Origin of the sequence: Streptomyces sp. NPDC050416 (genome assembly GCF_044458845.1) — a bacterium.
Lineage (GTDB): Bacteria > Actinomycetota > Actinomycetes > Streptomycetales > Streptomycetaceae > Streptomyces.
Genome location: NZ_JBITII010000008.1, coordinates 348,196 through 369,151 on the forward strand (window position 1 = coordinate 348,196; position 20,956 = coordinate 369,151).

Genomic DNA, 20,956 nt, shown 5'->3' on the forward strand with positions numbered 1-20,956 from the left:
GAGACCACGATGACCACAGCTGTCCGGGACGGCCTGCGCCAAGAGGTACTGGACGCGAACCTCACCATCCCCCAGGTCGGCCTGGCGACCCTGACCTGGGGCAACGTCAGCGGCGTCGACCGCGAGGCGGGCGTGTTCGTCATCAAGCCCTCCGGGGTCCCCTACGAGGCCCTGACCATCGACGACCTGGTGACGGTCCGCCTGTCCGACGGCGCGGTGGTCGAGGGCGACCTGCGCCCCTCCACCGACACCGAGACCCATCGCTGCCTGTACCTGGCGTTCCCGTCCGTCGGCGGCGTGACCCACACCCACTCCACCCACGCGGTCGCCTTCGCCCAGGCCCGCCTGGACATACCCGTCCTCGGCACCACCCACGCCGACACCTTCAACGGCCCCGTGCCGGTCACCCGCGACCTCACCGAGGAGGAGTGCGCGAAGGACTACGAGTACAACACCGGTCACGTCATCGTGGACCTCCTCGACGGCGACGACCAGCGGGCCGTCGAGGTCCCCGCCGCCCTCGTCGCCGGCCACGGCCCCTTCACCTGGGGCGCCACCGCCCGCAAGTCCCTGGAACACGCGATCATCTGCGAGGCCGTCGCCGACATCGCCCTCCACACCCTGTCCCTCTCCCCGGCCGCCCCGCCCCCTCGTCACCTCCTGGCGCGCCACTACACCCGCAAGCACGGCCCCGACGCCTACTACGGCAATCCGGCCGCCCCGGTGACGCGGTGACGATGATGCACAGAAGCCGCGTATACGCCGTACTGATCGACACACCCGAAGCCGAGGCTGCCCGGGCAGCGGACTTCTGGTCGGCAGCTCTCGGTGTGACCGCCCAACCGTTTCCCCCGGCACCGCAGTTCACCACGCTCCACCAGGCTCTGCCCGGGCTGATCACCGCAGTCCAGGCGGTCGACGACGCACCTCGTATCCACCTCGACATCGAGACGGACGACGTCGAATCGGAAACCGCGCGCTTGATCGCCCTGGGCGCCGAGCAGGTTTCGAAGTGGCAGGAGTGCCGTGTGCTACGCGTACCCGGTGGTCATTTGCTGTGCGTACTACCTGTGGAGAGCGACCCCGACCATTTCCGGGCACAGGCCAACGTTTGGCCATGACGAGTACTCGGGCGACCATCCCGGCTCCTGCCGCATCAACGGCGCCGGTGAGGACAGGGCTGCCGAGCGGCGTATCCCCACCGTCGCCCAGGTGGACGCCCTCGCCGACGCGGTCGGCATGCGGTGGCGGCTCATGGTCTACCTCGGCGCCTACGGTCCGCTGCGGCCTGAAGAGCCGGCCGGCCTCCGGCGCCGGGATGTCGACCTGGACAACCTACGCCCCCGCGTCCGCCTCGCCGAGCCCGAGCGGATGAACGGGCGGCGCGTCCAGGGCGACACCGAGTCCGAGGCAGGCACCCGGACGGTGATTCTTCCCCGCGGCGAGTGATCACAGCGGACAACAAAATGGCCCGGTCTCTGACCTGGGCCTAAGCACTGGAGCGGGTGACGAGAATCGAACTCGCGCTCTCAGCTTGGGAAGCGACGGCGCTTGGGTACCCACATGGCTGCTGACCTGCACAGATTCGTTGTGTCCCCGCAGGCGTGAGTGCTTGGTGGCACCGCTGTTGACCGTAGTTCTCCGCTCTGAAGGGCACGCTATGGGCACGACGCCGTGAGGTGGACGAGTGCCGTGCCTGCGCCGCCTTCTCCGTGCTCGGGGCTCGTCGGCGCGTAGGTCGGCTGACGGGGGCGTCGCGACTGCACATGGATGCCGCCCCCCCGACCTAGTTTTCAAGATCACAAAATGCCTGTTCTACGCCGCAGACTTTGATCTCCATGACGGGCAGCCTGGTGCCCAAGGCGGTGGGTGCGGCGCGATACCTCGACTCAAGATCGAGAGATTTACCTCTCCAGGTAAAGACCTCATTCCTCATGGTGAGGACCCTGCTGCCGAGCTGAGGAGGCAGCCCGATGGGGTGGATCACCGTGGGATGGGCCGCTGCCGTTGGACTGTTCGTGATGCGCGTGCTGCTCCGCCAGGTGCGAGAACTCCTGCTGGACGTGGGTGCCGTTATTCACGCGTGGCGTGAGCTTCTGCGTGTGGTGAGAGATTCGGGACCTCCCACCAGGGGCGGTGGCCCATGAGGGAGTCCTGCCGGCGGCGTCAGTGCCGGAACAGTTAGCTTGCCGCCGTTTAAGGAAAACCTTAAACTCCTCATGCTGGTGTCGAGGGGAGTCGTCTTGAGCTGGACGATCAAGGTCACCGATGAGTACGCGGAGTGGTTCCGGCAGCTGATCAAGGAGGATCTCGGTTCTGCCTCCCAGGTCGCCCAGGCCGTTGCCGCGCTGCGTGACGCTGGTCCAACTCTGGGCCGTCCTCTTGTAGACCGGCTGAAGGGATCGGACCTGCATCACCTCAAGGAGCTGAGGCCGGGATCGGGTGGCCGGTCCGAGATTCGGATCATCTTCGCCTTTGATCCGACTCGTTCGGCCCTGCTACTCCTCGGCGGCGACAAGGCGGGAAACTGGGATCGTTGGTACCGCGACAACATTCCTCTGGCTGAACAGCTCTACGACGACTACACCGGTGACACGGACGACTGAGGAGTAAGCATGCCCAAGAAGGCCCCGCAGGACTGGGAGACCCTGGAGCAGGAGCTGTACTCGGCCGGTGTGGATCCCGCTGAGGTGGAAGCTGGTTCACGTCGTCTGCTGGCGGAAGCCCGTGGGCATCAACTCGCCGAGGCGCGCAAGCAGTACGGGTTGGCCCAGAGGGACGTGGCTGCCCGCATGGGTGTGAGCATCGCTCGCGTATCCCAGATCGAACACGGTGAGGTCGCTACTCTCGATGTCATTGCACGTTACGTCGAGGCGCTCGGCGGCAGGTTGGACCTGGTCGCCGACTTCGGTGATCACACGCTGCGGATGCCGGCAAGTGATGATCAGGGCAGCGCGGCGGCGTAGCCTACAAAGGCGTTGGAGTCGTCCCATGTAGTGCCCCGCTCTGGGCGATCCGCTGGTTCCCCGGTGTTCCCCGTGGTTCCCCGCAGGATCTGGCACGGGTCTGGCACGAACTCCCTACCATGCGGTCGGATGGCCCCCTACGGGACTGGGGCACGTTCTAACACTGCAGCGTTAGCCCGATTTTCTCTATCATGGGCTGCCGGGCGCCTCCCGGGCAGGTCCATCGTATCGTTCCCAATATGGGTTCTGATATTCGGAATACCCCGGATAGCCAAATTCGTCCTGTAGTTCCAGCGACACGACATTGCCGATCGACGGAACCTCGTCGAACCACGCCCCCAGTTCGAGGGTCTCTCCCGGCGAAAGCGTTGTGCTCCATTGACCGCCAGCGTCACTGCAGACAGTCTGCGCGGCATAGAAAGGCTCGCCTAGGTCATTTTCTGTCGGCGCAATCAATTGTTTGGCGGTATCTGGCTGCGCGTACCCCTCGCAGTCCAGCTCCTCAGGGGTGCCGCTATAGTTTTCGTACCGAATGACGTAATAGATCCACGAAGGGTCACCGTCTGCGTTAGGAACCTCCACGTAGACGGGCCCCCAACTTATGCGAACACTTCCGCTGTCGAATATCTGGTTCTGCTCCTCCGGCCCGGTGTTATACCATCCGCTTTCAGGAGGGCGGGTTGGCGTATACGCCTGGGCTGACGCCGAGGTAGACCACGGAGATATCGCCGAAGTCGCCACTATGGCAGCAGCTGCCAGTGAGCAAATTTTGGCGTTCAACATGTTCGTTCACCTGTCCTTCGCCCCTTTGTCGACCACCTGATAAGTTGGCGTAGAATCAAAAACGATGCGTGCAGAACGCCGTTTCTCGCGTGAGGGAGCCCCCCTGGGGTCGTAGGACCACCCTTGGCCCACTTCGCTTGTGTATATGGGGGGGCAATTTCCTAGGACTGCGCCTGTGCGGCAGATCACCAAGAAGCGGCGCATTGCCACGATCGGCATGAACGATGTGTCAGCATTTTCCGGGCCCACCGTACCGAAATTCACGGAACGTGTCTCCGTGTTCTACGTTGGTATTCCAGAAGCGGCGATCTGTCAGCTGCGAGAGTTCTGCTTTGGCTGGAGCAAGCTTAGAGTTACCATTTTCCATATACTCGTAACCCATTTCGGTCACTTTTGCCGAATTAGCGTCGACCCCAAGGCGCCCATTGCCCATAGGGATGCACGGATTCCCTTGATCGGCCGAAACTTCACCGCCCCATTGCAGCAAGTTCCCATTCTTGAATTTTCCACCCCAATAGTTATCGGAAATCGAAGCTATCCAATGACTGTCGTACTGGATCCACCATCTACGACTGTCTGAATGGTAGCCGATGTGGTAAAACGCGGACTTGCCGCCCACGCTATCACCCAGCTTAATCCCACCGGGATTTGACTCATCTCGTGCCGTGCCTTTGGGGCAGGTATTCTCGTCTCCCGGAACACCCAGTATGCACCCTCCATGGGGGTAATTCCGCACGGCGGCGAATAGGTGCGGCTTGTTGTCATGCCATATTCCAGGGGCTACGACCCAGCCGAACTCGACGGCCTTCAGGTAGGTCCTTTCGTCTGTATTGTTGAGCCACAACTGACCGATTGAGTACTCACCCCTGGGGACCTTAAGTGTTCGTGGTTCGGTAAAGGATCCGCTTACTCCATGCATTGGATGCCCACTGTCCTTTTCGGTTACTTGTGCCTGCACGTAACAGTGGGATCCTTTTTCGTCGGATGTCTGGCACAGGGAGAGGCGCTGGGATAGCCCTGGGTTTTGTGACCCGGAAATACTTGCTGCGGTAAGCAGAGCCGCGATCGCGGCACTGAGCATTGTGAACATATGGAGCACCGCCAATTCAGCTAGGCCCGCCCGTGTGTCAGCTCGCGGCGATGACTGCGATTACCCTCGGGAATTGGTCGAGGAGGAAGCTTCGGTGGCCATTCCTGCGGATTGCGGTAGGCGGAACGGTGATGGACTCCATTAGACCTTTCCATCATGATGTCTCTGGCGCGCGCAACGTGCATCTCGGGGAGGCCACCCTCGGGCCATTTCATATTCAAGGAATGACGGGAGCAGATCCCTTGCCCGACCTCCGTGGGCATGCCCGGTAAAGCACGACGTTGGGGCCATGATCTTCGAGGCTCGCGCCAAAGTGGCTCCGTAAAGCCGTGGAGCCGACCGGCCCAGCCACGACGTACCCCTTCTCTGGCATCAGGTGGCTGATTGCCATGAGCGCGGCACGGGCGCCGGCCGGGCTGGAGCGGGGCGGAGACAGGAGCGCAGGCCCGGCCGGGGGCCGGGCCGCGCGCGGGGAGCGGAGCGAGCCGCCTTGAACCCGTGAAGAAGGTTGTTACTCAGTAGTGGCTGTGATGCGCCACAAGGGAGCGTCGTACTGCTTCGGACGGCTGCTGATGAGTAGCTGGCGCAGGTCCTCGCGCAAGGAGCCGTTGAGGTTCAGGGCCTCGGTGATACGGCGGAACGTCGTGTGGGTAACTCCGCGGCTGCGGGCTTCGGCTTCGAACTGGTCGAGCTGAGACAGTGCGGCGTCTGGGTCGAGCTGCGCTGGTGGCTGGTCCTTGAGCCATGTGGCCTTGTTGCGCTCGTAGTCGATCTCCGAGTAGCCGCAGATTTCGCGGCTGTATGCCTCGACCTCGTCCAGGGTGGCGGTCGTCAGGATGGCGCGGGCCAACTGGTTGCGAGTCAGCGCTTGGTCCAGGTCCACCTCATGCACCGTCGGTCCCTCATCGGTAAGGGGAACCGGGAGGCCGGCGTCTCGCATCTCGCAGGTGCCTCGTACGCCTCGGGCTGTCGCCGCGAGCATCCCGGTTGCCTCGGAGGGGTGCCACTCCAGGACCGAGCTGATCGGCTTGACGTCCTTCGCAGTGAGGGTGTGGATGACCGGGCCGAGCATGCTGCGCAGTTCGTCGAGGGGGAGTTCGCCGTCGAGACCAGGGCCCGTCACCAGGAGGCGGATGGGAGCGTTCACCTGGCAGCACGCGGCGAGTGTGACGGCGTCGGCGAGGGGGCTCTTCAGCGTCGGTTCATCGCCGCGGGCGAGGATGTCGCCGCCTACGTCCAGGAGGTCGATCGACTCTGGTGACAAGTGGTCCACCAGCTCTTCGAGTTGGCGGGTGACGCCTTCGACCCCATGGCGCGGATTGATCAGCGCGAACGTGTGCCGGAGCTCTGCTGCGAGTCGGGGGAGCGTCGAACCCGCCGGAGCGATCGGGCGAGCTTCGGCCGGCACTGCCCAGACTGCTGGGGTGAGATCAAAGCGGCGCTGCCTCGACTGCGACGGTAGCGGCAGGAAGTGAGCACCTGATGGCCTACATGATCGACCGCTACCCGCGCGTGCGAAGCACCACAAGGACGCGTCCGCGCACCACAGCGAGGAGGTTGCCGAAAGGCTAATGGTGCGGTTGTGGTGCATGACCGGCCCACCGGTCTAGACAACAAAGAACCCCCGGGTCGATGACCTGGGGGTTTCACATGGAGCGGGTGACGAGAATCGAACTCGCGCTCTCAGCTTGGGAAGCTGATGTTCTACCATTAAACTACACCCGCGTAAGACACCGACCGGAGTCGGTGTCCGAACGGTCGCCACTTTACCTCATGTCAGGCTCCTGGTGTTCATGCCGCGGAGCCTGAGGGCGTTTCAGGGGCGGGATGCGGCTGCGGCTGGCCGGAGTTGGGGCGTACGGTGGGGGCGCTGGCGAGGGTCCGGGCGGGACCGGAGTGCCGCCTCGAGGGCCGTCCCTTTGATCCCGTACTGTGGCTTTTGTCGTCAGGCAAGCAGCAGCCCGACGCGGCTCTTGGGGAAGGGACTCTTGGACTTGATGGAGCGCACCGTCGTCCGTTGTGCGGATGGGCACGTGTTCACCACCGCTTCGTTCCCGATGCAGCAGGCCGACCGGCTCGGCCCCGGCCGGCTGCTTCGCTGTCCGCGATGTGCGCGGCTGCGGAGTGTGGTGCCCGTGAGCTACGAGAAGCGGTAGGAGCGGCTCGGAGGCGGTAGCGGCACGGCCCGCCAGAAGTACGCAGGCAGGCGCGCGGAGACGTCCGGTTGTGGTCGCTCCGCGCGCCTTGCGTATCCTCGGGGCGTGCTTCTCTCAGACAAGGACATCCGGGCCGAGATCGATGCCGGGCGGGTACGCATCGATCCCTATGACGAGTCGATGGTGCAGCCGTCGAGCATCGACGTGCGGCTCGACCGCTATTTCCGGGTGTTCGAGAATCACCGGTACCCGCACATCGACCCCTCGATCGAGCAGGCCGATCTGACCCGGCTCGTCGAGCCGGAGGGGGACGAGCCGTTCATCCTGCATCCCGGGGAGTTCGTGCTCGCCAGTACGTACGAGGTCATCTCGCTGCCCGACGATCTCGCCTCCCGGCTGGAGGGGAAGAGCTCGCTCGGGCGGCTCGGGCTGGTCACGCATTCGACGGCCGGGTTCATCGATCCCGGGTTCAGCGGGCACGTCACCCTTGAGCTGTCCAACCTCGCCACCCTGCCCATCAAGCTGTGGCCGGGGATGAAGATCGGGCAGCTGTGCATGTTCAAGCTGAGCTCGCCCGCCGACTTCCCGTACGGCAGCGAGCGGTACGGGTCGCGGTACCAGGGGCAGCGGGGGCCGACCGCCTCCCGGTCCTTCCTCAACTTCCATCGGACCCAGGTGTGAGTGACCCGAGCATGAGCGAGACGAGCATGAGTGACGTCCGCGAGAACCTTTCCTACGAGCAGTTCGGCGTCGCCGTGCGCGAGCTCGCGCAGACCATCGCCGACGACGGGTACGAGCCCGACATAGTGCTCAGCATCGCCCGCGGCGGTGTCTTCGTGGCCGGCGGGCTCGCCTACGCCCTCGACTGCAAGAACATCCATCTCGTGAACGTCGAGTTCTATACGGGCGTGGGGACGACCCTCGAGATGCCCGTCATGCTCGCGCCCGTCCCCAACGTGATCGACTTCTCCGAGAAGAAGGTACTGATCACCGACGACGTCGCCGACACCGGCAAGACGCTCAAGCTGGTCCGCGACTTCTGCCTGGACACCGTCGCCGAGGTGCGCAGCGCCGTCGTCTACGAGAAGTCCCAGTCGCTCGTGAAGTGCGAGTACGTGTGGAAGCGGACCGATGACTGGATCAACTTCCCGTGGTCCGTGGAGCCGCCCGTGGTGCGGCGGTCCGACCAGGTGCTCGACGCCTGAGACCAGAGGCTGCGAGAGCCATCAAGAGCCATCAGAAAAAGGGGCTCCCCTTCCGGGGAGCCCCTTTTCTCATGCCGTGCGGCAGACCTCAGACCGTGCCCAGCTTCACGATCGACAGCAGTGCGATCAGCTGGATCGCCGACGCGCCCAGCGCCTTCGGCCAGGGCAGGTCGTGGGAGCGGCCGACCATGAGGGTCAGCAGCGCGCCGCCCGCGACCCAGGTGGCCCAGCCCAGCAGCTGAACGAACGTCGCGTCGCCGCCGAAGAACATGGCGAAGACCAGGCGGGGCGCGTCCGTGAGGGACATGATCAGCATGGACAGGCCGACCGTGGGCTGCCAGGCGCCGTCGCCGCCGAGCTGGCGGGCCAGGGTGTGGGTGACCACGCCCAGGATGAACGCGCTGATCACCATCGCGACCGCCGTCGTCAGGACGATGGGGATGGCGTTCGAGAGTGTGGCGTTTATCGCATCCTTGCGGGCGCCGTCGAAGCCGAAGACGGCGAGCAGGCCGTAGAGGAAGGTGACGATGAGGGCCGGGCCCCACATCGTGTAGTCCCGCATCTGGAGGAACGTCTGGTTGGGGGCGAGGACGATGCCCCTCAGCAGGGCCTTCCAGTGCAGGCGCGGGCCGACCGGGCCGGGCGGCGGGGCGGCCGAGCCGGCGCGGTAGGTGTCGCCCTGGCTGTAGGGGTCCTCGCCGACCGAGAAGGCCTGGGTGTGGCCCGGGTTGTTCGCCGCGTACGGGTCGTGCGGGCCCTGCGGGCCGGGCGGGTACGCGCCGTCGCCGAAGTACTCCGGCTCGCCCTGGTCGCCGTAGCCGCCGCCCGGCCGCCCGGCGTTCGGCTGCGGCCAGGTGGGGCCGCCGCCGTTGCCGTAGGGCGGCTGCTGCGGGTACGGCTGCGGCGCCGGCGGGTAGCCGTACGACGGTCCCTGCGGCGTCTGCTGCCCGTTCGGAGGGTTGTGCGGTCGCGTCTGAGGAGCGCCGTTGTTCCGGCCGCGTCCGATCCTGAATCCAGCCACGTCTTCGAACGTACCTGGTCCCGGGCGATGGCGTGCCGGGCCCGGGCTTCCGGGCCCGGCTTTGCGGCCGAGCTGTGACATCCCCTAGGGGGTAAGGGCCTTTGGGGGTCCGTGGGTTGTAGGGGTTCGGCCGTACGGGTCTCCCGGGCCGGACGGACCGGGTACGACAGGGCCGGACCGGGTGGGCCCGGGCCGGCCTCGGCCAGTCAGTCGGGAAGCGCCCCGCCGAGGTCCGGCAGGGCGATCGCGCCGGTCTTCGTCGGGGCCGTGCCCGTGCCCGGCATCAGCAGCGCGCCGTTCGCCGCGCCCACGGCCAGGTCGGCGCGGCCGTCGGCGGTCAGGTCGCGCAGGCGGAGGGTGTAGCCGAAGGCGGCGTGGGAGTCGGCCGGGCCCAGCACCGTCTGGGCGATCCAGGAGGAGCGGGCGCCGCTGAGGCCGCCGGAGCCGCCGCGGAAGACGTGGACACCGCCCTGGTCCTGAAGGCCCTCGACGTCCTCGTGCGGTACGCCGACCGCGAGGTCCGCGTAGCCGTCGCCGTTGGCGTCGGCGGCCGAGATCGCGTAGCCGAAGTTGTCGTCGGCCTCCGGGCTGCCGGAGACGCCCGAGGTGGCCTGGGTGAACGTGGTCGCCGTGCCCGGGCCGGACGCCGTGCCGCGCCAGATCGTGACCGCGCCCTTGCCGTTGTCCTTGTCGGGCACACCGAGGGCGATGTCGCCGTAGCCGTTCTTGTCGAAGTCGCCGACGACCGGGCTCGGGTAGAGGCCCTGCTGCCGGTCGCTGAGGGTCCTGGACGCGCCCGAGGCGAGGCCGGAGGACGTGCCCTTGAGGAACCAGGCGCGCTCGCGGATGTCGCTGCCGGTGATCTCCGTGCCGATCACCACCAGGTCCGTCCTGCCGTCGCCGTCGACCTTTCCGGCTCCGAGCGCGGAGGAGTACCAGCCACCGGACCCCTTGTCGATCTTGCTGACCTTGCCGGTCGTGCCCGACTTGGTGAACGGGCCCCGGTACAGCCACGCCTCCTCGCCGCCGATCACCGCCAGGTCGGGCGAGCCGTCGCCGGTGAAGTCGCCGGTGGCGAGGTCACGGCCGAAGTAGCCGCCCGCGCCACCGGCCGGGGCGAGGTTGGTGCCGCCGGACAGGCCGGACTTCGAGCCCCACAGGACGGTGACCGTGCCGCGGTACTCGGCGCTGCCCACGTGCTCGGTGGGGTTGCCGACGACGAGGTCCGCGTAGCCGTCCTTGTTGAGGTCCGCGCTCGCGAGAGACGCGCCGAACTGGTCGTCCTCCTCCCCGGACCCGGGGACGCCGGCGCTGTCCTGGTGGAAGTACTTCGGGTGGGCGGTGTCGAGGCCCGTGGCGGTGCCGTGCACGACGGTCACGGTGCCGCCCTCGCGGTCGACGTCGTCGTAGCCGCCGTAGGCGAGGTCGCGGCGGCCGTCGCCGTTGAAGTCGTCGTAGTGCCTGGCCACCGCCGCGGAGGCCGGACCGGTGAGGAACACGGGGGTGACGCCGGTCGCCAGCAGGGCGGCGACCAGGGCGGTCGTGGTGGATCTGCGCATGGGATTCTCCCTGGTTCGTCCTGGTCCGTCAGCCGATGAGGCCGGCGCCGAAGGCGCCGTAGGAGCGGGTCTGGCCGAGGCTGCCCGGGCCGAAGGAGCGGGCGCCGTCGGTGACGGGGCCGGTGGCCGAGCCGCGCAGCGTCGTGATCGCGCCGACGCCCTCGTCCTCGAAGCCGGCGGTGATCGTGAACTCGGCGCGGCCGTCCTTGGAGACGTCGGCCAGCAGGACGTCCGAGCCGAAGTAGTCCATGGCCTCGGCGGTGCCCGGGACACCGGCGGTGGCCTGGGTGAGGGTGCGGCCGCCGGTGCGCGAGACACCCGAGGCCGAGCCGTACATCAGGGTCGTGGCGCCGGAATCCTCGAGGGTGCCGACGTCCTCGAAGACCACGCCGATGGCGAGGTCGCCGTAGCCGTCGCCGTTGGCGTCGCCGATGGAGACCGAGCCGCCGAAGCCGTCGTTCGCCTCGTCGACGCCGGGCACGCCCTCGGAGGCCTGGGTCAGCTCGGCCATGGGGGCGTCGCCGTTGACCGGGCCGCCTGCGGAGCCGCGGATGACGACGACCTGGCCGCCGAGGCTGCCGCTGTGGTCGTCCTCCTTGGAGAAGACGTTGCCGAGGGCGATCTCGTCGTAGCCGTCGCCGTCGATGTCGCCGAGGGCGAGGGAGGTGCCGCCGTTCAGGGGGCGGGGGACGGAGGTGTCCGGGCCGGTGGGGGAGCCGAGGTAGGCGACGCCCTTGGACCAGCTGCCCGACTCGTCCGAGTCGAGGTGGACGCGGTAGGTGAGGACCAGGTCCGACCTGCCGTCGGCGTTGGTGTCGCCCGCGTCCATGGCGTCGACGCTGTACGCCGTCTCGGGCGTGTTGACGCGCTTCGCGGTGCCGGTGGTGCCGGTCTTGGTGAAGCCGCCGCGGATCACGTAGGCGTGGGACGAGCCGGTGCCGACGGCCAGGTCCTTCTTGCCGTCGCCGTCGAAGTCGGCCGCGGTCAGCAGCCGGCCCCAGTTGTCGTGCCCGGAGACCGCCGGGTCCTTGACCGAGGTGCCGTTCTTCAGGCCGGTCGCCGAGCCCCACAGCACGGTGACGGAGCCGCCGTCGCCGTCCGTGCCGACGTCCTCGCCGGAGGAGCCGACCGCGAGGTCGGTGTAGCCGTCGCCGTCGAGGTCCGCCACGGCGAGCGCGTCGCCGAAGGTGTCCTCGGCCTCGGCGGCGCCGGGCACGCCGGCGGTGTTCTGGCTGACCACGGTCCGCTTGGCCGGGTCGAGGCCGGTGGCGCCGCCGTAGACGACGGCGACGTAGCCGGCCATGCCCTTGCCGTCGACCTTGGCGTACGGGGCGGCGAAGGCGACGTCGCCGTAGCCGTCGCCGTTGAAGTCGGCGGTCGGGCCGGTGGCGGGCGCGGCGGTGGCCGCCGTCGCGGGCAGGGCCGTGAGCAGGCCGGTGGTGAGGGCCGTGGCCAGGAAGAGGGTGCGCTTGCGCATCTGTGGAGTCCCGGGGGGTCGGTGATCAGGAGTTGAGTGCGGTGCCGTAGCCCGGCGTGCCGGCCGTGGAGACACCGGTCGTGCCCGGGCCGAAGCTGACGGAGCCGGTGGCCGTCGGGCCGGTGGCGGTGGCGCGCAGGGACCAGACCGCCCCGTCGCCGGCGTTCTCGCCCGGCGCGGAGACGGACAGGTCGGCGCGGCGGTCGCCGGTGTGGTCGGTGAGGGTGACGCGCTCGCCGAAGCGGTCGCCCTTCTCCGAGCCGCCGGGCACGCCCGCGGTGTTCTGGGTGTACGACGTGGCGCCCTTGGTGGTGAGGCCGGACGCCGAGCCGTACAGCACGGTGACCGCACCGGCGGCGGAGTTCTCGCCCGCGGTGCCGATGGCCAGGTCGGCGAACCCGTCGCCGTTGATGTCGCCGAGGGAGACGTCGCTGCCGAAGCGGTCGCCCTTCTCGGCGGCGCCGGGCACCCCGGCGGTGTCCTGGGTGAGGACGAGGGGGGCGCGGTTGGTGTCGATGCCGCCGTCGGGTCCGCCGTGGACGACGGTGACCCGGCCGCCGAGGGCACCCTCCGGGTCGGCGGACGGCTCCCGGTCGTTGCCCACGGCGATGTCGTCGTGGCCGTCACCGTCGATGTCCCCGACGGCGGAGACGGACCCGGCGGGCAGTCGCTCCAGCCAGTCGACGTAGTTGCCGATCTTCAGGTCGGCGAGGGCGGTGGTCGCGGCGCCGGTGCTCGCGGCGCGGCCGTGCAGGACCACCCTGGGCCGGCCGTCGCCGGTGACGTCGCCGGAGGAGAGGTGCGTGACGCCGGTGGAGGAGGACCAAGAGTCGTTGCGCGAGCCCGAACCGCCGTTGGACGCGCTCGTCCTGGTGATCGGGCCCGACACCAGGGAGAGGGTGACCGGGCCGGTGGAGCCGACCGCGACGTCCGCGTCCCCGTCGCCGTCGAAGTCGCCGGCGGCCAGCGCCTGGCCGTACCGGTCGTAGTCGGTGCTGAAGAAGCTGAACAGCGAACGGGCCCCGGACAGGCCCGACTTCGAGCCCCAGACGATGGTGACCGTGCCGTCGTTGCTGTCGCTGCCGTCCTCGCCGGGCGTGCCGATGAGCAGGTCGGCGTAGCCGTCGGTGTTCAGGTCGGCGGAGGCGAGCGCGGAGCCGAAGGCGTCGTCGGCCTCGGCGGCACCGGGCATCCCGGCCGTGTTCTGGGTCAGGAGCGTGCGCGTGGAGCTCTTCGGCCCGCTGGTGCTGCCGTAGACGACGGACACGGCACCCGCCCTCGCCTGCCCGGCGACGGTGGCCCCCGGCGCGCCGATCGCGAGGTCGGTGCGGCCGTCGCCGTTGAAGTCGTAGGGGGCGGCGGGGGTCGCGGCGTGCGCGGCCGGGGCGGAGAGAGTGAGGGCGAGCGGGGTCAGGGCCGCCGCGAGGACGGCGGCGGTGATACGGGAGCGCATGGCGGTACGTGCCTCACTGGAGGTTTGACGGGACGTCACTGGCGTACGGGAAGTCCCGGGGCGACGGAGCCCGGCTGGGCGACGAGAGGTCACTGGCTGACGGGACGTCACTGGGCCACGACCGACCCGAGGTTGGCGCCGGACTTGAGGGAGACGGCGGTGGTCGTGATGCCCTGCGCCCCGCTCGTGGTCAGGCCGGAGGCGGAGCCGCGCAGGGTCCACAGGCCGCCCGTGGAGTTCTCCCCGTCGACGCCGATCACCAGGTCCGCCTTGCCGTCCCTGGTCACGTCGGTCAGGCCGACCGCGGAACCGAACCGGTCCCAGGACTCGGCGGAGCCGGGCACACCGGTGGTGTTCTGGGTGTACGACTTCACGCCGCTGCCGGTCTTCAGGCCGGAGGCGGAGCCGAACAGCACGGTCACCGAGCCCGCGTCCTTCGCCGAGCCGACGTCCTCGCCCGGGGCGGAGACCACGACGTCGGCGTACCCGTCGCCGTTGATGTCGCCGGTGCTCACGGCCATGCCGAAACCGTCGTCGGTCTCGCCCGCGCCGGGCACGCCCGCGGTGTCCTGGTGGACGACCGTCGGTTGCTGCGCCGGGTCGGGGCCGTTCGGGCCGCCGTACCAGACGGTGATCTGGCCGCCCTTGTGGCCGCCGGGCTTGAGGTCGTACGGGTCCGTGTAGTCGCCGAGGACGAGGTCGCCGTAGCCGTCGCGGTTGATGTCGCCGATCGAACCGGGGTAGCCGTCGGCGTTCGGCAGCTCGGCGAACTTGTAGCTCGTGCCGGTCCAGCGGTAGTACCAGATCTGGCCACCGGGGTCACCGTCCACGGCGTGCGGGTGGATGCGCTCGGCAGCGCCGTCGCCGGTCATGTCGCCCGCGATCACCTCGTACCCGCCGCCGAGCTCGCCGGCGCGGTAGTGGCTCAGCGGGCCGCCGGTGCGGGTGAAGGGGCCCAGGTACAGGCGGATGTGGCTCTGGCCGGTGAGTGTCACGTCCGTGTCGCCGTCGCCGTCGAAGTCGCCGGTGGCGATGCCCCGGGAGAAGTTGCCGTACTCGGAGAGCGTCGACGGCTGCGGCAGGCCCTTGCCGCTGGTCAGGCCCGACTTGCCGCCCCACAGGATCGTGCCGGAGCCGATGCCGTCCCGGTCGCCGATGCTCTCGTTGGAGGCGCCGACGACGAGGTCGGAGTAGCCGTCCCGGTCCAGGTCGCCGGTGGCCAGGGCCGAGCCGAACAGGTCGCCCGACTCGGCGGTGCCGGGCACGCCCGTGGAGTTCTGCGTGATGACGGCCTTGCGGGCGGCCGAGACACCGGACGCCGAGCCGTACAGCACGACGACCGCGCCGGCGCAGGAGGCCGAGCCGACGTCGGTGCAGGGGGCGCCGGCCGCGACGTCCCGGTACCCGTCGCCGTTGAAGTCCCCGGCGAGGCCCGAGGGCGCGGCGGCGGCCGGGGTGACGGTGAGCAGGCCGGTGGTGAGTGTGGCGGCCAGGAGGAGGGTGCGCTTGCGCAAGGGAGGGCTCCGGGTGGGAAGGGGCCGGACCTGGAAGGCCCGGCCCCGGGGGGTGCGGGTGGCTCGGTGGGGTGGCTCGGCGGGATGGCTCAGTCTGCGAAGTTCGCGCCGAAGTTCGGGTAGCCCGTCGTCGAGACGCCCGAGGCGCTGGGGGAGATGGTGCGGGCGCCCGTGGCGGTGATCTTCGTGCCGCTGGACGGCAGGTAGAGGACCGCGCCGTTGCCGTCGTTCTCGAACGAGCCGGCCATCAGGTCGGCGCGGCCGTCGCCGGTGACGTCGTCGAGCTTCACGTCGGTGCCGAGGAAGTCGCCCTTCTCGTCCGAGCCGGGGACGCCCGCGGTGCTCTGCGCGAAGGACTGGGTGCCGGTGGAGGTGTTGATGCCCGAGGCCGAGCCGTACAGCACGACGAGCTGGCCGGCGTCGGCGACCGAGCCGATGTTCTCGCCCGCGACGCCGACCACGAGGTCCTGGTAGCCGTCACCGTTGACGTCACCCAGGTCCAGCTCGTAGCCGAAGTAGTCGTTGCGCTCCGAACTGCCGGGGACGTTACCGGTGTTCTGGGTGATGCCGGTGGTGGAGCCGACGCCGTCCGGGGCGCCGTAGGTGACCCACACCTTGCCGCCGTCGGAGGCCTCGGGGAAGGACACCCCGTCGTCGTCGGTCCGGTTCCAGTGCATGCCGGTGACGATGTCGCCGTAGCCGTCGCCGTTGATGTCGCCGATGCCGGTGATGACACCGGCCTTCAGCGGCCGGGCGCCGGCGGCGGACAGTCCCGAAGACGTGCCGGAGAGGAGGTAGTTGGCGTTCCAGTACTGGCCGGTGGCGGTCTCGAAACCGTCGACGACCAGGTCGGTGCGGCGGTCGCCGTTGACGTCGCCCGCGGTGAGGTTGAGCGGGCCGGATCCGTCGCCCGACGCCTGGATCGGCGCCTTGACGCTGTACCGGCCCTTGACCGCGGTGCCGGAGGCGCTGATGCCGCCCTTGTACACGTGGATGACGTTGGAGGTGGTGCCGACGGCCAGGTCCGCCTTGCCGTCGCCGTCGAAGTCCCCGGCGGCGAGGTTCCTGCCCCAGCGGTCGTGCTGGGTGGGGGCGGGGTCCGCGATCGAGACGCCCTTGCCGGTGATGCCCTGGGCCGAGCCCCACAGGACGGCGACACCGCCGCCGTCCTTGTCGCTGCCGACGTCCTCCAGCGGGGAGGAGACGGCGAGGTCGTCGTAGCCGTCGCCGTTGAAGTCGGCGTAGGCGCTGTCGGCGCCGAACACGTCACCGCTCTCGGCCGTGCCCGGGTTGCCGGCGGTGTTCTGGCTGATGACGGACCGCTTCGCGGAGGACACCCCGGTCTTCGTGCCGTACAGGACGACGAGCTGCCCGGTGTCCTTCTTGCCGCTCACGTACGCGCCGGAGGCGGAGAACGCCACGTCGCCGAAGCCGTCACGGTTGAAGTCGGCCCGCGGGGCCTGCGTCGGGTCCGCGGCCGTCGCCGTACCGGCCGTGACCGTGAGCAGCGTGCCGGTGAGGGCGGCCGCGGCGGCGGCGGTGGGCAGGGCGAGGCGGAGGCGGGGGCGGCGGAACGGGTGCGACGCGTACGAGGCCGCGTGCGGGCGCCCGGAGGGGCGCTCGTGCTGATGCATGCGAGGTCTCCTGCTGCATGCGGGGATGCCTGGCGGACATCCACAGTCGATGAGGGGCCGTCCTGTCCGTGTTCGCCGGGAGTTGTCCGGGCGTTCACGGGTGGTCGGCGATCAGGAGACCTGTGCCGGGACGTAAGGGTTGTACGTGAGTTCGGTTAATTTCCGAGGCCTCTGAGGCCGGTGCGGCCCTGGCTTATCCGCCGACCGGCTTGCCGAGTGGCGGCCTCACGGAGGCTCCGCGAAAACCCGTTGGCGGGTGAGGAGGACCGCTGCTACGTTTCCGAAGGCCGTGCGAGAGATCGAGGAGGTGGTACCCGTGAACGCAGTATCGACATGGGTGCTCCCCTCAGGGGTCACGGTCGGACGATAGGCAGGTCGTCCGGGAGCGCCGTTCCAGTGCTCCCGAAAGGCACGACCATGCATGTCACTTCCGAGCAACGCCTCGACGACGGCGTCCTCGAACGCGAATTCACCCTCGGTGAGATCCCCGGCATCCTGTGGACACCCGCATCCACGCCCGCGCCCGCATCCGCACCGGCGCCGCTGATCCTGCTCGGCCACCCTCCCCTCGGACTGCGCAAGATGTACCCCCGGCTGGTGGCCCGGGCCCGGCATTCCGCGGCGGAGGGCTTCGCCACGGCCACCATCGAGCTCCCCGGAAACGGCGACCGGCCTCGCTGGCCCGCCCTCGAGCAGGCCCGCGCCGACCTGCGCCGGGCGTTGGAGGCCGGCGAGCCGGTCGGCGACGAGATCGTCGACGCCCTCGTCCTCCCGCTGGTCGACAAGGCCGTCCCGGAATGGCAGGCCGCGCTGGACGCCCTCCTGTCGCTGCCCGAGATCGGCGGCCCGGTCGGGTACTCGGGGGGAGTGATCTCCATCGGCATCCGGCTGGCGGTGGTCGAGCCGCGCATCGTGGCCGCCGGTCTCTTCGCCGGGAGTTTCGTGCCTCGCGCCATGTTCGAGGAGGCCCGGCAGGTCACCATTCCGCTGCATGTCCTGCTGCAGTGGGACGACGAGGGGAACGACCGGCAGGCGGCCCTGGACCTGTTCGACGCCTTCGGCTCCAAGGAGAAGTCCCTGCACGCCAACATGGGGGGCCACACCGGCGTCCCACAGTTCGCGGCGGACACCGCGGCCCAGTTCTTCACCCGGCATCTGAAGTGAGGCCGGGCCGTCAGATGTGAGGCCGGGCCGTCAGACCGGCCCTCCGCAGGCCTCCGCACCGTGGGCCCCTGCTGAACTCCCGGCAGGGGCCCGTTGCGCCTTTCCGGCTCCCGAATCACCGGAGGCGGAACCGCAGACACGACGACTACAGGAAGGGCTTCCCGCCCTGAGCGTGGGGCGGCCATCTCCGTGAAACCCGCTGATCAGCCGCCCGTCTCCCCCGAGTGCATTCTCCTGGTCTGGAGGGGCGCGCGGTCGGCGCTGGCAGGTCTCCTCTTGGCCATCGACGAAGCCCGGTCGTCGGTTGGGTCCCGGGCTGGTTACCGGTCCGCCCCCGACAGATCCGGGGATGCAGCTGCTCTGCAGAGCTGGACACCTCGGAAGCCGACCGCGCGTACGCAACGTATCCGGTGGCACTGACAACGTGGCCGCGGAGTTTGTCATAGCCGACCAAGGTGAAGGCGCGCGTGTGCCCAGCCGGAGTGGCACGGGCTGATCGACGCATCCGGACACGGCCCCAACTACGGTGCTGTTCAAGGTGATCCCCTGCATAGTAGGGATCATGACAACGCCGTTACCGCACCCCACCGGCCTTGCCTACCACCGCATGGGCCGCTCCACCGGCCATCACCGCTGGTGGCGGCCCCTGGTCGGCACGCTGCTGTTTCTCGGTGCCTACGCCGTACTCAACATCGTGCTGTTCGTCCTGTCCTACGGCATCGGGGCAGCGGCCGGGCTCCGTGAACTCCCGGACGGGGAGTACGACTTCGGACCGCTCGCCGACACGGCCCTGGCCCTGACGTCCATCGCCGTCGCCCTGCCCCTGATCCTGTCGGCCGTGTGGTGGCCGGGGCGGCGGCCGCCCGGCACCCTGTCGTCGGTCGAGGGACGGCTGCGGTGGCGCTGGCTGGCCTGGTGCCTGCTCGCCGCGGTGCCCCCCGTGGCCGTGCTGGCCTTGACCGCCGCCCTCCTGCCCGACGACGGAACCGACTCGGGGGAGCTCGGCGCGTGGGTGGGCTGGCGATCGTTCCTCGGCGCGCTCGCCGTGCTGGCCGTCCTCGTCCCGGTGCAGGCGGCGGCCGAGGAGTACGTCTTCCGGGGCTGGCTGACACAGGCCGTCGGCGCTTTCCTCCGTTCTCCGTGGTTCGCGGTGCTCCCGCAGGCCGCACTGTTCGCCGCCGCCCACGGCTGGGGCACCTGGTGGGGTTTCCTCAGCCTGCTGTTCTTCGGCCTGGTCGCCGGGTGGCTGACCATCCGTACGGGTGGCCTGGAGGCTGCCGTCGCCCTGCATGTCCTCAACAACCTGCTGGCCTTCGGCGTCGCCGCCGCGGTCGTCGACGGGCTGTCGTCCGACGAGACCGCCGCCGACTCGCCCTGGCAACTCGCCCTCGCGGACATGGCAACGACCCTGATCTACGCCGCACTCGTGCTGTGGCTCGCCCGACGCCGCCGGCCTCAGCGCCTCTCACCGCCGGTGGCCCCGCCCGCGCCCGCCGCATGGCCCCCACCGTCCCTGCCCCCGCAGAGCGCTACGACGCCCGGGATCACGTACTCTCCTGGATTTGCCTCGTCTTCACCGGGCGGCGCGGACGACCTGCCCGGTCGCGGACCGCACTCGTCCGGGCCCACGGCCTGAGAAGAGCGAGGATCCCCGCCATGCGATACGTACGCCATGTCAAAGGCGCCGTCACCGTCACCGTCGCGACCGCGGCCTGCCACACCCTCATGTCGGCCGGCTTCGCGGGGGCACGCGACATCGCAGCCGAGAGCGACGACGACACGTGGGCCGGCGCCTTCGAGTTCCTGCTCACCACAGCCGCTTCCTGGGCTCTTATGCCCCTGCTGCTGTGGGCCGGCATGCGGATGATGGGGGAGACCCACAACGCCGTGCTGGTGGCCGTCGGTGGGCTGTTCTGGGCAGGGGTCTCCGGGTATTTCACCGACGACATCGACACGGCGGGCGGGCACATACCGTTCCTGGCCCTCGCGGCCTACATCCTCCTCGGGACGGGTCTGGCGGGGGCCGGCCCCAGCCACCGCGACTGAGACCCCTCCCGCGCTGACCGGCGGCGTCCAGCGGTCAGCGCGGCGGCATCCGGCGGGGAACGCCGACGCCCCCGCCCGACAACTCGGGCAGGGGCGTCGAGAACAACCCGCGGTAACCGGCTACTTCACCGGCTCCGGCTCCGGTGCGTTCTCCGAGTCCGTCGTGCCCGCCGGCGGCTCGTCGTCATCGTCCTCGCCCTCCGCCGGGACCGGCGTCTTCACCGAGTCCAGCAGGAGCTGGGCGACGTCCACGACCTGGATGGACTCCTTGGCCTTGCCGTCGTTCTTCTTGCCGTTGACGGAGTCGGTGAGCATCACGAGGCAGAACGGGCACGCCGTCGACACGATGTCGGGGTTCACCGACAGCGCCTCGTCGACACGCTCGTTGTTGATGCGCTTGCCGATGCGCTCTTCCATCCACATCCGCGCACCACCCGCGCCGCAGCAGAAGCCGCGCTCCTTGTGGCGGTGCATCTCCTCGTTGCGGATGCCGGGGACGCTGGCGATGATCTCGCGCGGGGGCGTGTAGATCTTGTTGTGGCGGCCCAGGTAGCAGGGGTCGTGGTAGGTGATGATGCCCTCGACCGGCGTGACCGGGATGAGCTTGCCCTCGTCGACGAGGTGCTGCAGCAGCTGGGTGTGGTGGATGACCTCGTAGTCGCCGCCGAGCTGCGGGTACTCGTTGCCGAGTGTGTTCAGGCAGTGCGGACAGGTCGCGACGATCTTCTTCGCGGACTTGGGCTTCGCCGACTCGGGCGTCACCTTGCCCTCGTCGTCCATCTCCTCGCCGAACGCCGTGTTCAGCGCCATGACGTTCTCCATGCCGAGCTCCTGGAACAGGGGCTCGTTGCCGAGACGGCGGGCGGAGTCGCCCGTGCACTTCTCGTC

The 20,956-nt window shown here is 69.1% G+C and carries 18 protein-coding genes, 1 tRNA gene and 2 pseudogenes; 10 read left to right on the forward strand and 11 right to left on the reverse strand.

Translation table 11 applies throughout. The annotated features are described in order from the left end of the window. Positions 1-9: 9 nt before the first annotated feature. The 5 genes and pseudogenes from araD (at position 10) to ACIBL4_RS26235 (ending at position 2,966) form a co-directional block, all read left to right on the forward strand. Positions 10-735, forward strand: a complete 726-nt coding sequence (gene araD, locus ACIBL4_RS26215; RefSeq protein WP_399414105.1) for an L-ribulose-5-phosphate 4-epimerase AraD — start codon at positions 10-12, stop codon at positions 733-735. 2 nt (positions 736-737) lie between these two features. Next, on the forward strand, positions 738-1,121 hold the full coding sequence (locus ACIBL4_RS26220; protein ID WP_399414171.1) for a VOC family protein: 384 nt from the start codon (positions 738-740) through the stop codon (positions 1,119-1,121). A gap of 28 nt (positions 1,122-1,149) precedes the next feature. Then, a pseudogene (locus ACIBL4_RS26225) lies at positions 1,150-1,437 on the forward strand (site-specific integrase); the annotation flags it as partial. A 782-nt stretch (positions 1,438-2,219) separates the two neighbouring features. Further along, entirely contained in the window at positions 2,220-2,606 is a 387-nt protein-coding gene (locus ACIBL4_RS26230) for a type II toxin-antitoxin system RelE/ParE family toxin (protein WP_399414107.1), read from the forward strand. Positions 2,607-2,615: 9 nt separating this feature from the next. Then, complete coding sequence (locus tag ACIBL4_RS26235) at positions 2,616-2,966, forward strand: helix-turn-helix domain-containing protein (protein WP_399414109.1); 351 nt, start codon at positions 2,616-2,618, stop codon at positions 2,964-2,966. Positions 2,967-3,155: 189 nt separating this feature from the next. On the opposite strand, the gene ACIBL4_RS26240 is transcribed toward ACIBL4_RS26235, so the two are convergent. The 4 genes and pseudogenes from ACIBL4_RS26240 to ACIBL4_RS26255 form a co-directional block, all read right to left on the reverse strand. Beyond that, positions 3,156-3,749 (reverse strand): hypothetical protein, encoded by a 594-nt coding sequence (locus ACIBL4_RS26240; RefSeq protein WP_399414111.1) that lies wholly within the window; start codon positions 3,747-3,749, stop codon positions 3,156-3,158. A gap of 229 nt (positions 3,750-3,978) precedes the next feature. Beyond that, positions 3,979-4,839 carry a neprosin family prolyl endopeptidase gene (locus tag ACIBL4_RS26245; RefSeq protein WP_399414114.1) on the reverse strand — a complete coding sequence of 287 codons (861 nt, stop codon included), beginning with the start codon at positions 4,837-4,839 and terminating at the stop codon, positions 3,979-3,981. Between the two features lie 511 nt (positions 4,840-5,350). Further along, positions 5,351-6,268: pseudogene (locus ACIBL4_RS26250) on the reverse strand (DUF1152 domain-containing protein); the annotation flags it as partial. A gap of 222 nt (positions 6,269-6,490) precedes the next feature. Then, positions 6,491-6,564, reverse strand: a tRNA-Gly gene (locus ACIBL4_RS26255). A 536-nt stretch (positions 6,565-7,100) separates the two neighbouring features. On the opposite strand from ACIBL4_RS26255, the gene dcd reads away from it, so the two are divergent. Further along, entirely contained in the window at positions 7,101-7,676 is a 576-nt protein-coding gene (dcd, locus tag ACIBL4_RS26260; protein ID WP_356922402.1) for a dCTP deaminase, read from the forward strand. 26 nt (positions 7,677-7,702) lie between these two features. Beyond that, a complete protein-coding gene (locus ACIBL4_RS26265; protein WP_399414173.1) occupies positions 7,703-8,200 on the forward strand; it encodes a phosphoribosyltransferase in 498 nt (165 codons plus the stop codon). Between the two features lie 88 nt (positions 8,201-8,288). Here the strand turns inward: ACIBL4_RS26265 and ACIBL4_RS26270 are convergent, their stop codons facing one another. The 6 genes from ACIBL4_RS26270 to ACIBL4_RS26295 form a co-directional block, all read right to left on the reverse strand. Then, positions 8,289-9,302 carry a Yip1 family protein gene (locus tag ACIBL4_RS26270; protein ID WP_243379803.1) on the reverse strand — a complete coding sequence of 338 codons (1,014 nt, stop codon included), beginning with the start codon at positions 9,300-9,302 and terminating at the stop codon, positions 8,289-8,291. Between the two features lie 125 nt (positions 9,303-9,427). Continuing rightward, positions 9,428-10,780 (reverse strand): FG-GAP and VCBS repeat-containing protein, encoded by a 1,353-nt coding sequence (locus ACIBL4_RS26275; RefSeq protein WP_399414117.1) that lies wholly within the window; start codon positions 10,778-10,780, stop codon positions 9,428-9,430. Positions 10,781-10,808: 28 nt separating this feature from the next. Then, positions 10,809-12,257, reverse strand: a complete 1,449-nt coding sequence (locus ACIBL4_RS26280; protein ID WP_399414119.1) for an FG-GAP repeat domain-containing protein — start codon at positions 12,255-12,257, stop codon at positions 10,809-10,811. Between the two features lie 25 nt (positions 12,258-12,282). Then, the gene (locus ACIBL4_RS26285; RefSeq protein ID WP_399414121.1) at positions 12,283-13,710 is read right to left on the reverse strand and encodes an FG-GAP-like repeat-containing protein; all 1,428 of its coding nucleotides are present in this window, start codon (positions 13,708-13,710) and stop codon (positions 12,283-12,285) included. A 107-nt stretch (positions 13,711-13,817) separates the two neighbouring features. After that, complete coding sequence (locus ACIBL4_RS26290; RefSeq protein WP_399414123.1) at positions 13,818-15,224, reverse strand: FG-GAP-like repeat-containing protein; 1,407 nt, start codon at positions 15,222-15,224, stop codon at positions 13,818-13,820. An 89-nt stretch (positions 15,225-15,313) separates the two neighbouring features. Next, entirely contained in the window at positions 15,314-16,858 is a 1,545-nt protein-coding gene (locus ACIBL4_RS26295; RefSeq protein ID WP_399414126.1) for a VCBS repeat-containing protein, read from the reverse strand. A gap of 417 nt (positions 16,859-17,275) precedes the next feature. On the opposite strand from ACIBL4_RS26295, the gene ACIBL4_RS26300 reads away from it, so the two are divergent. From ACIBL4_RS26300 to ACIBL4_RS26310, 3 genes are all read left to right on the forward strand, one after another. Next, entirely contained in the window at positions 17,276-18,022 is a 747-nt protein-coding gene (locus tag ACIBL4_RS26300) for an alpha/beta hydrolase (RefSeq protein ID WP_399414128.1), read from the forward strand. A 562-nt stretch (positions 18,023-18,584) separates the two neighbouring features. Beyond that, on the forward strand, positions 18,585-19,658 hold the full coding sequence (locus tag ACIBL4_RS26305; RefSeq protein ID WP_399414130.1) for a lysostaphin resistance A-like protein: 1,074 nt from the start codon (positions 18,585-18,587) through the stop codon (positions 19,656-19,658). A 20-nt stretch (positions 19,659-19,678) separates the two neighbouring features. Then, positions 19,679-20,068 carry a hypothetical protein gene (locus tag ACIBL4_RS26310; RefSeq protein WP_399414132.1) on the forward strand — a complete coding sequence of 130 codons (390 nt, stop codon included), beginning with the start codon at positions 19,679-19,681 and terminating at the stop codon, positions 20,066-20,068. A gap of 120 nt (positions 20,069-20,188) precedes the next feature. On the opposite strand, the gene ACIBL4_RS26315 is transcribed toward ACIBL4_RS26310, so the two are convergent. Continuing rightward, positions 20,189-20,956, reverse strand: a 768-nt coding sequence (locus ACIBL4_RS26315; protein WP_399414133.1) for a (Fe-S)-binding protein, incomplete at its 5' end; no start/stop codon positions are given.

What these genes read in the sequence shown, in the direction of transcription:
- ACIBL4_RS26300 (WP_399414128.1), top strand. Translation starts at nt 17,276, where the DNA reads ATGCATGTCACTTCCGAGCAACGCCTCGACGACGGCGTCCTCGAACGC.
- ACIBL4_RS26275 (WP_399414117.1), bottom strand. Translation starts at nt 10,780, where the DNA reads ATGCGCAGATCCACCACGACCGCCCTGGTCGCCGCCCTGCTGGCGACC.
- ACIBL4_RS26310 (WP_399414132.1), top strand. Translation starts at nt 19,679, where the DNA reads ATGCGATACGTACGCCATGTCAAAGGCGCCGTCACCGTCACCGTCGCG.
- ACIBL4_RS26220 (WP_399414171.1), top strand. Translation starts at nt 738, where the DNA reads ATGATGCACAGAAGCCGCGTATACGCCGTACTGATCGACACACCCGAA.
- ACIBL4_RS26270 (WP_243379803.1), bottom strand. Translation starts at nt 9,302, where the DNA reads ATGTCACAGCTCGGCCGCAAAGCCGGGCCCGGAAGCCCGGGCCCGGCA.
- ACIBL4_RS26285 (WP_399414121.1), bottom strand. Translation starts at nt 13,710, where the DNA reads ATGCGCTCCCGTATCACCGCCGCCGTCCTCGCGGCGGCCCTGACCCCG.
- ACIBL4_RS26230 (WP_399414107.1), top strand. Translation starts at nt 2,220, where the DNA reads ATGCTGGTGTCGAGGGGAGTCGTCTTGAGCTGGACGATCAAGGTCACC.
- ACIBL4_RS26265 (WP_399414173.1), top strand. Translation starts at nt 7,703, where the DNA reads ATGAGTGACGTCCGCGAGAACCTTTCCTACGAGCAGTTCGGCGTCGCC.
- ACIBL4_RS26305 (WP_399414130.1), top strand. Translation starts at nt 18,585, where the DNA reads ATGACAACGCCGTTACCGCACCCCACCGGCCTTGCCTACCACCGCATG.
- ACIBL4_RS26280 (WP_399414119.1), bottom strand. Translation starts at nt 12,257, where the DNA reads ATGCGCAAGCGCACCCTCTTCCTGGCCACGGCCCTCACCACCGGCCTG.
- ACIBL4_RS26240 (WP_399414111.1), bottom strand. Translation starts at nt 3,749, where the DNA reads ATGTTGAACGCCAAAATTTGCTCACTGGCAGCTGCTGCCATAGTGGCG.
- ACIBL4_RS26245 (WP_399414114.1), bottom strand. Translation starts at nt 4,839, where the DNA reads ATGTTCACAATGCTCAGTGCCGCGATCGCGGCTCTGCTTACCGCAGCA.
- ACIBL4_RS26295 (WP_399414126.1), bottom strand. Translation starts at nt 16,858, where the DNA reads ATGCATCAGCACGAGCGCCCCTCCGGGCGCCCGCACGCGGCCTCGTAC.
- ACIBL4_RS26235 (WP_399414109.1), top strand. Translation starts at nt 2,616, where the DNA reads ATGCCCAAGAAGGCCCCGCAGGACTGGGAGACCCTGGAGCAGGAGCTG.
- araD (WP_399414105.1), top strand. Translation starts at nt 10, where the DNA reads ATGACCACAGCTGTCCGGGACGGCCTGCGCCAAGAGGTACTGGACGCG.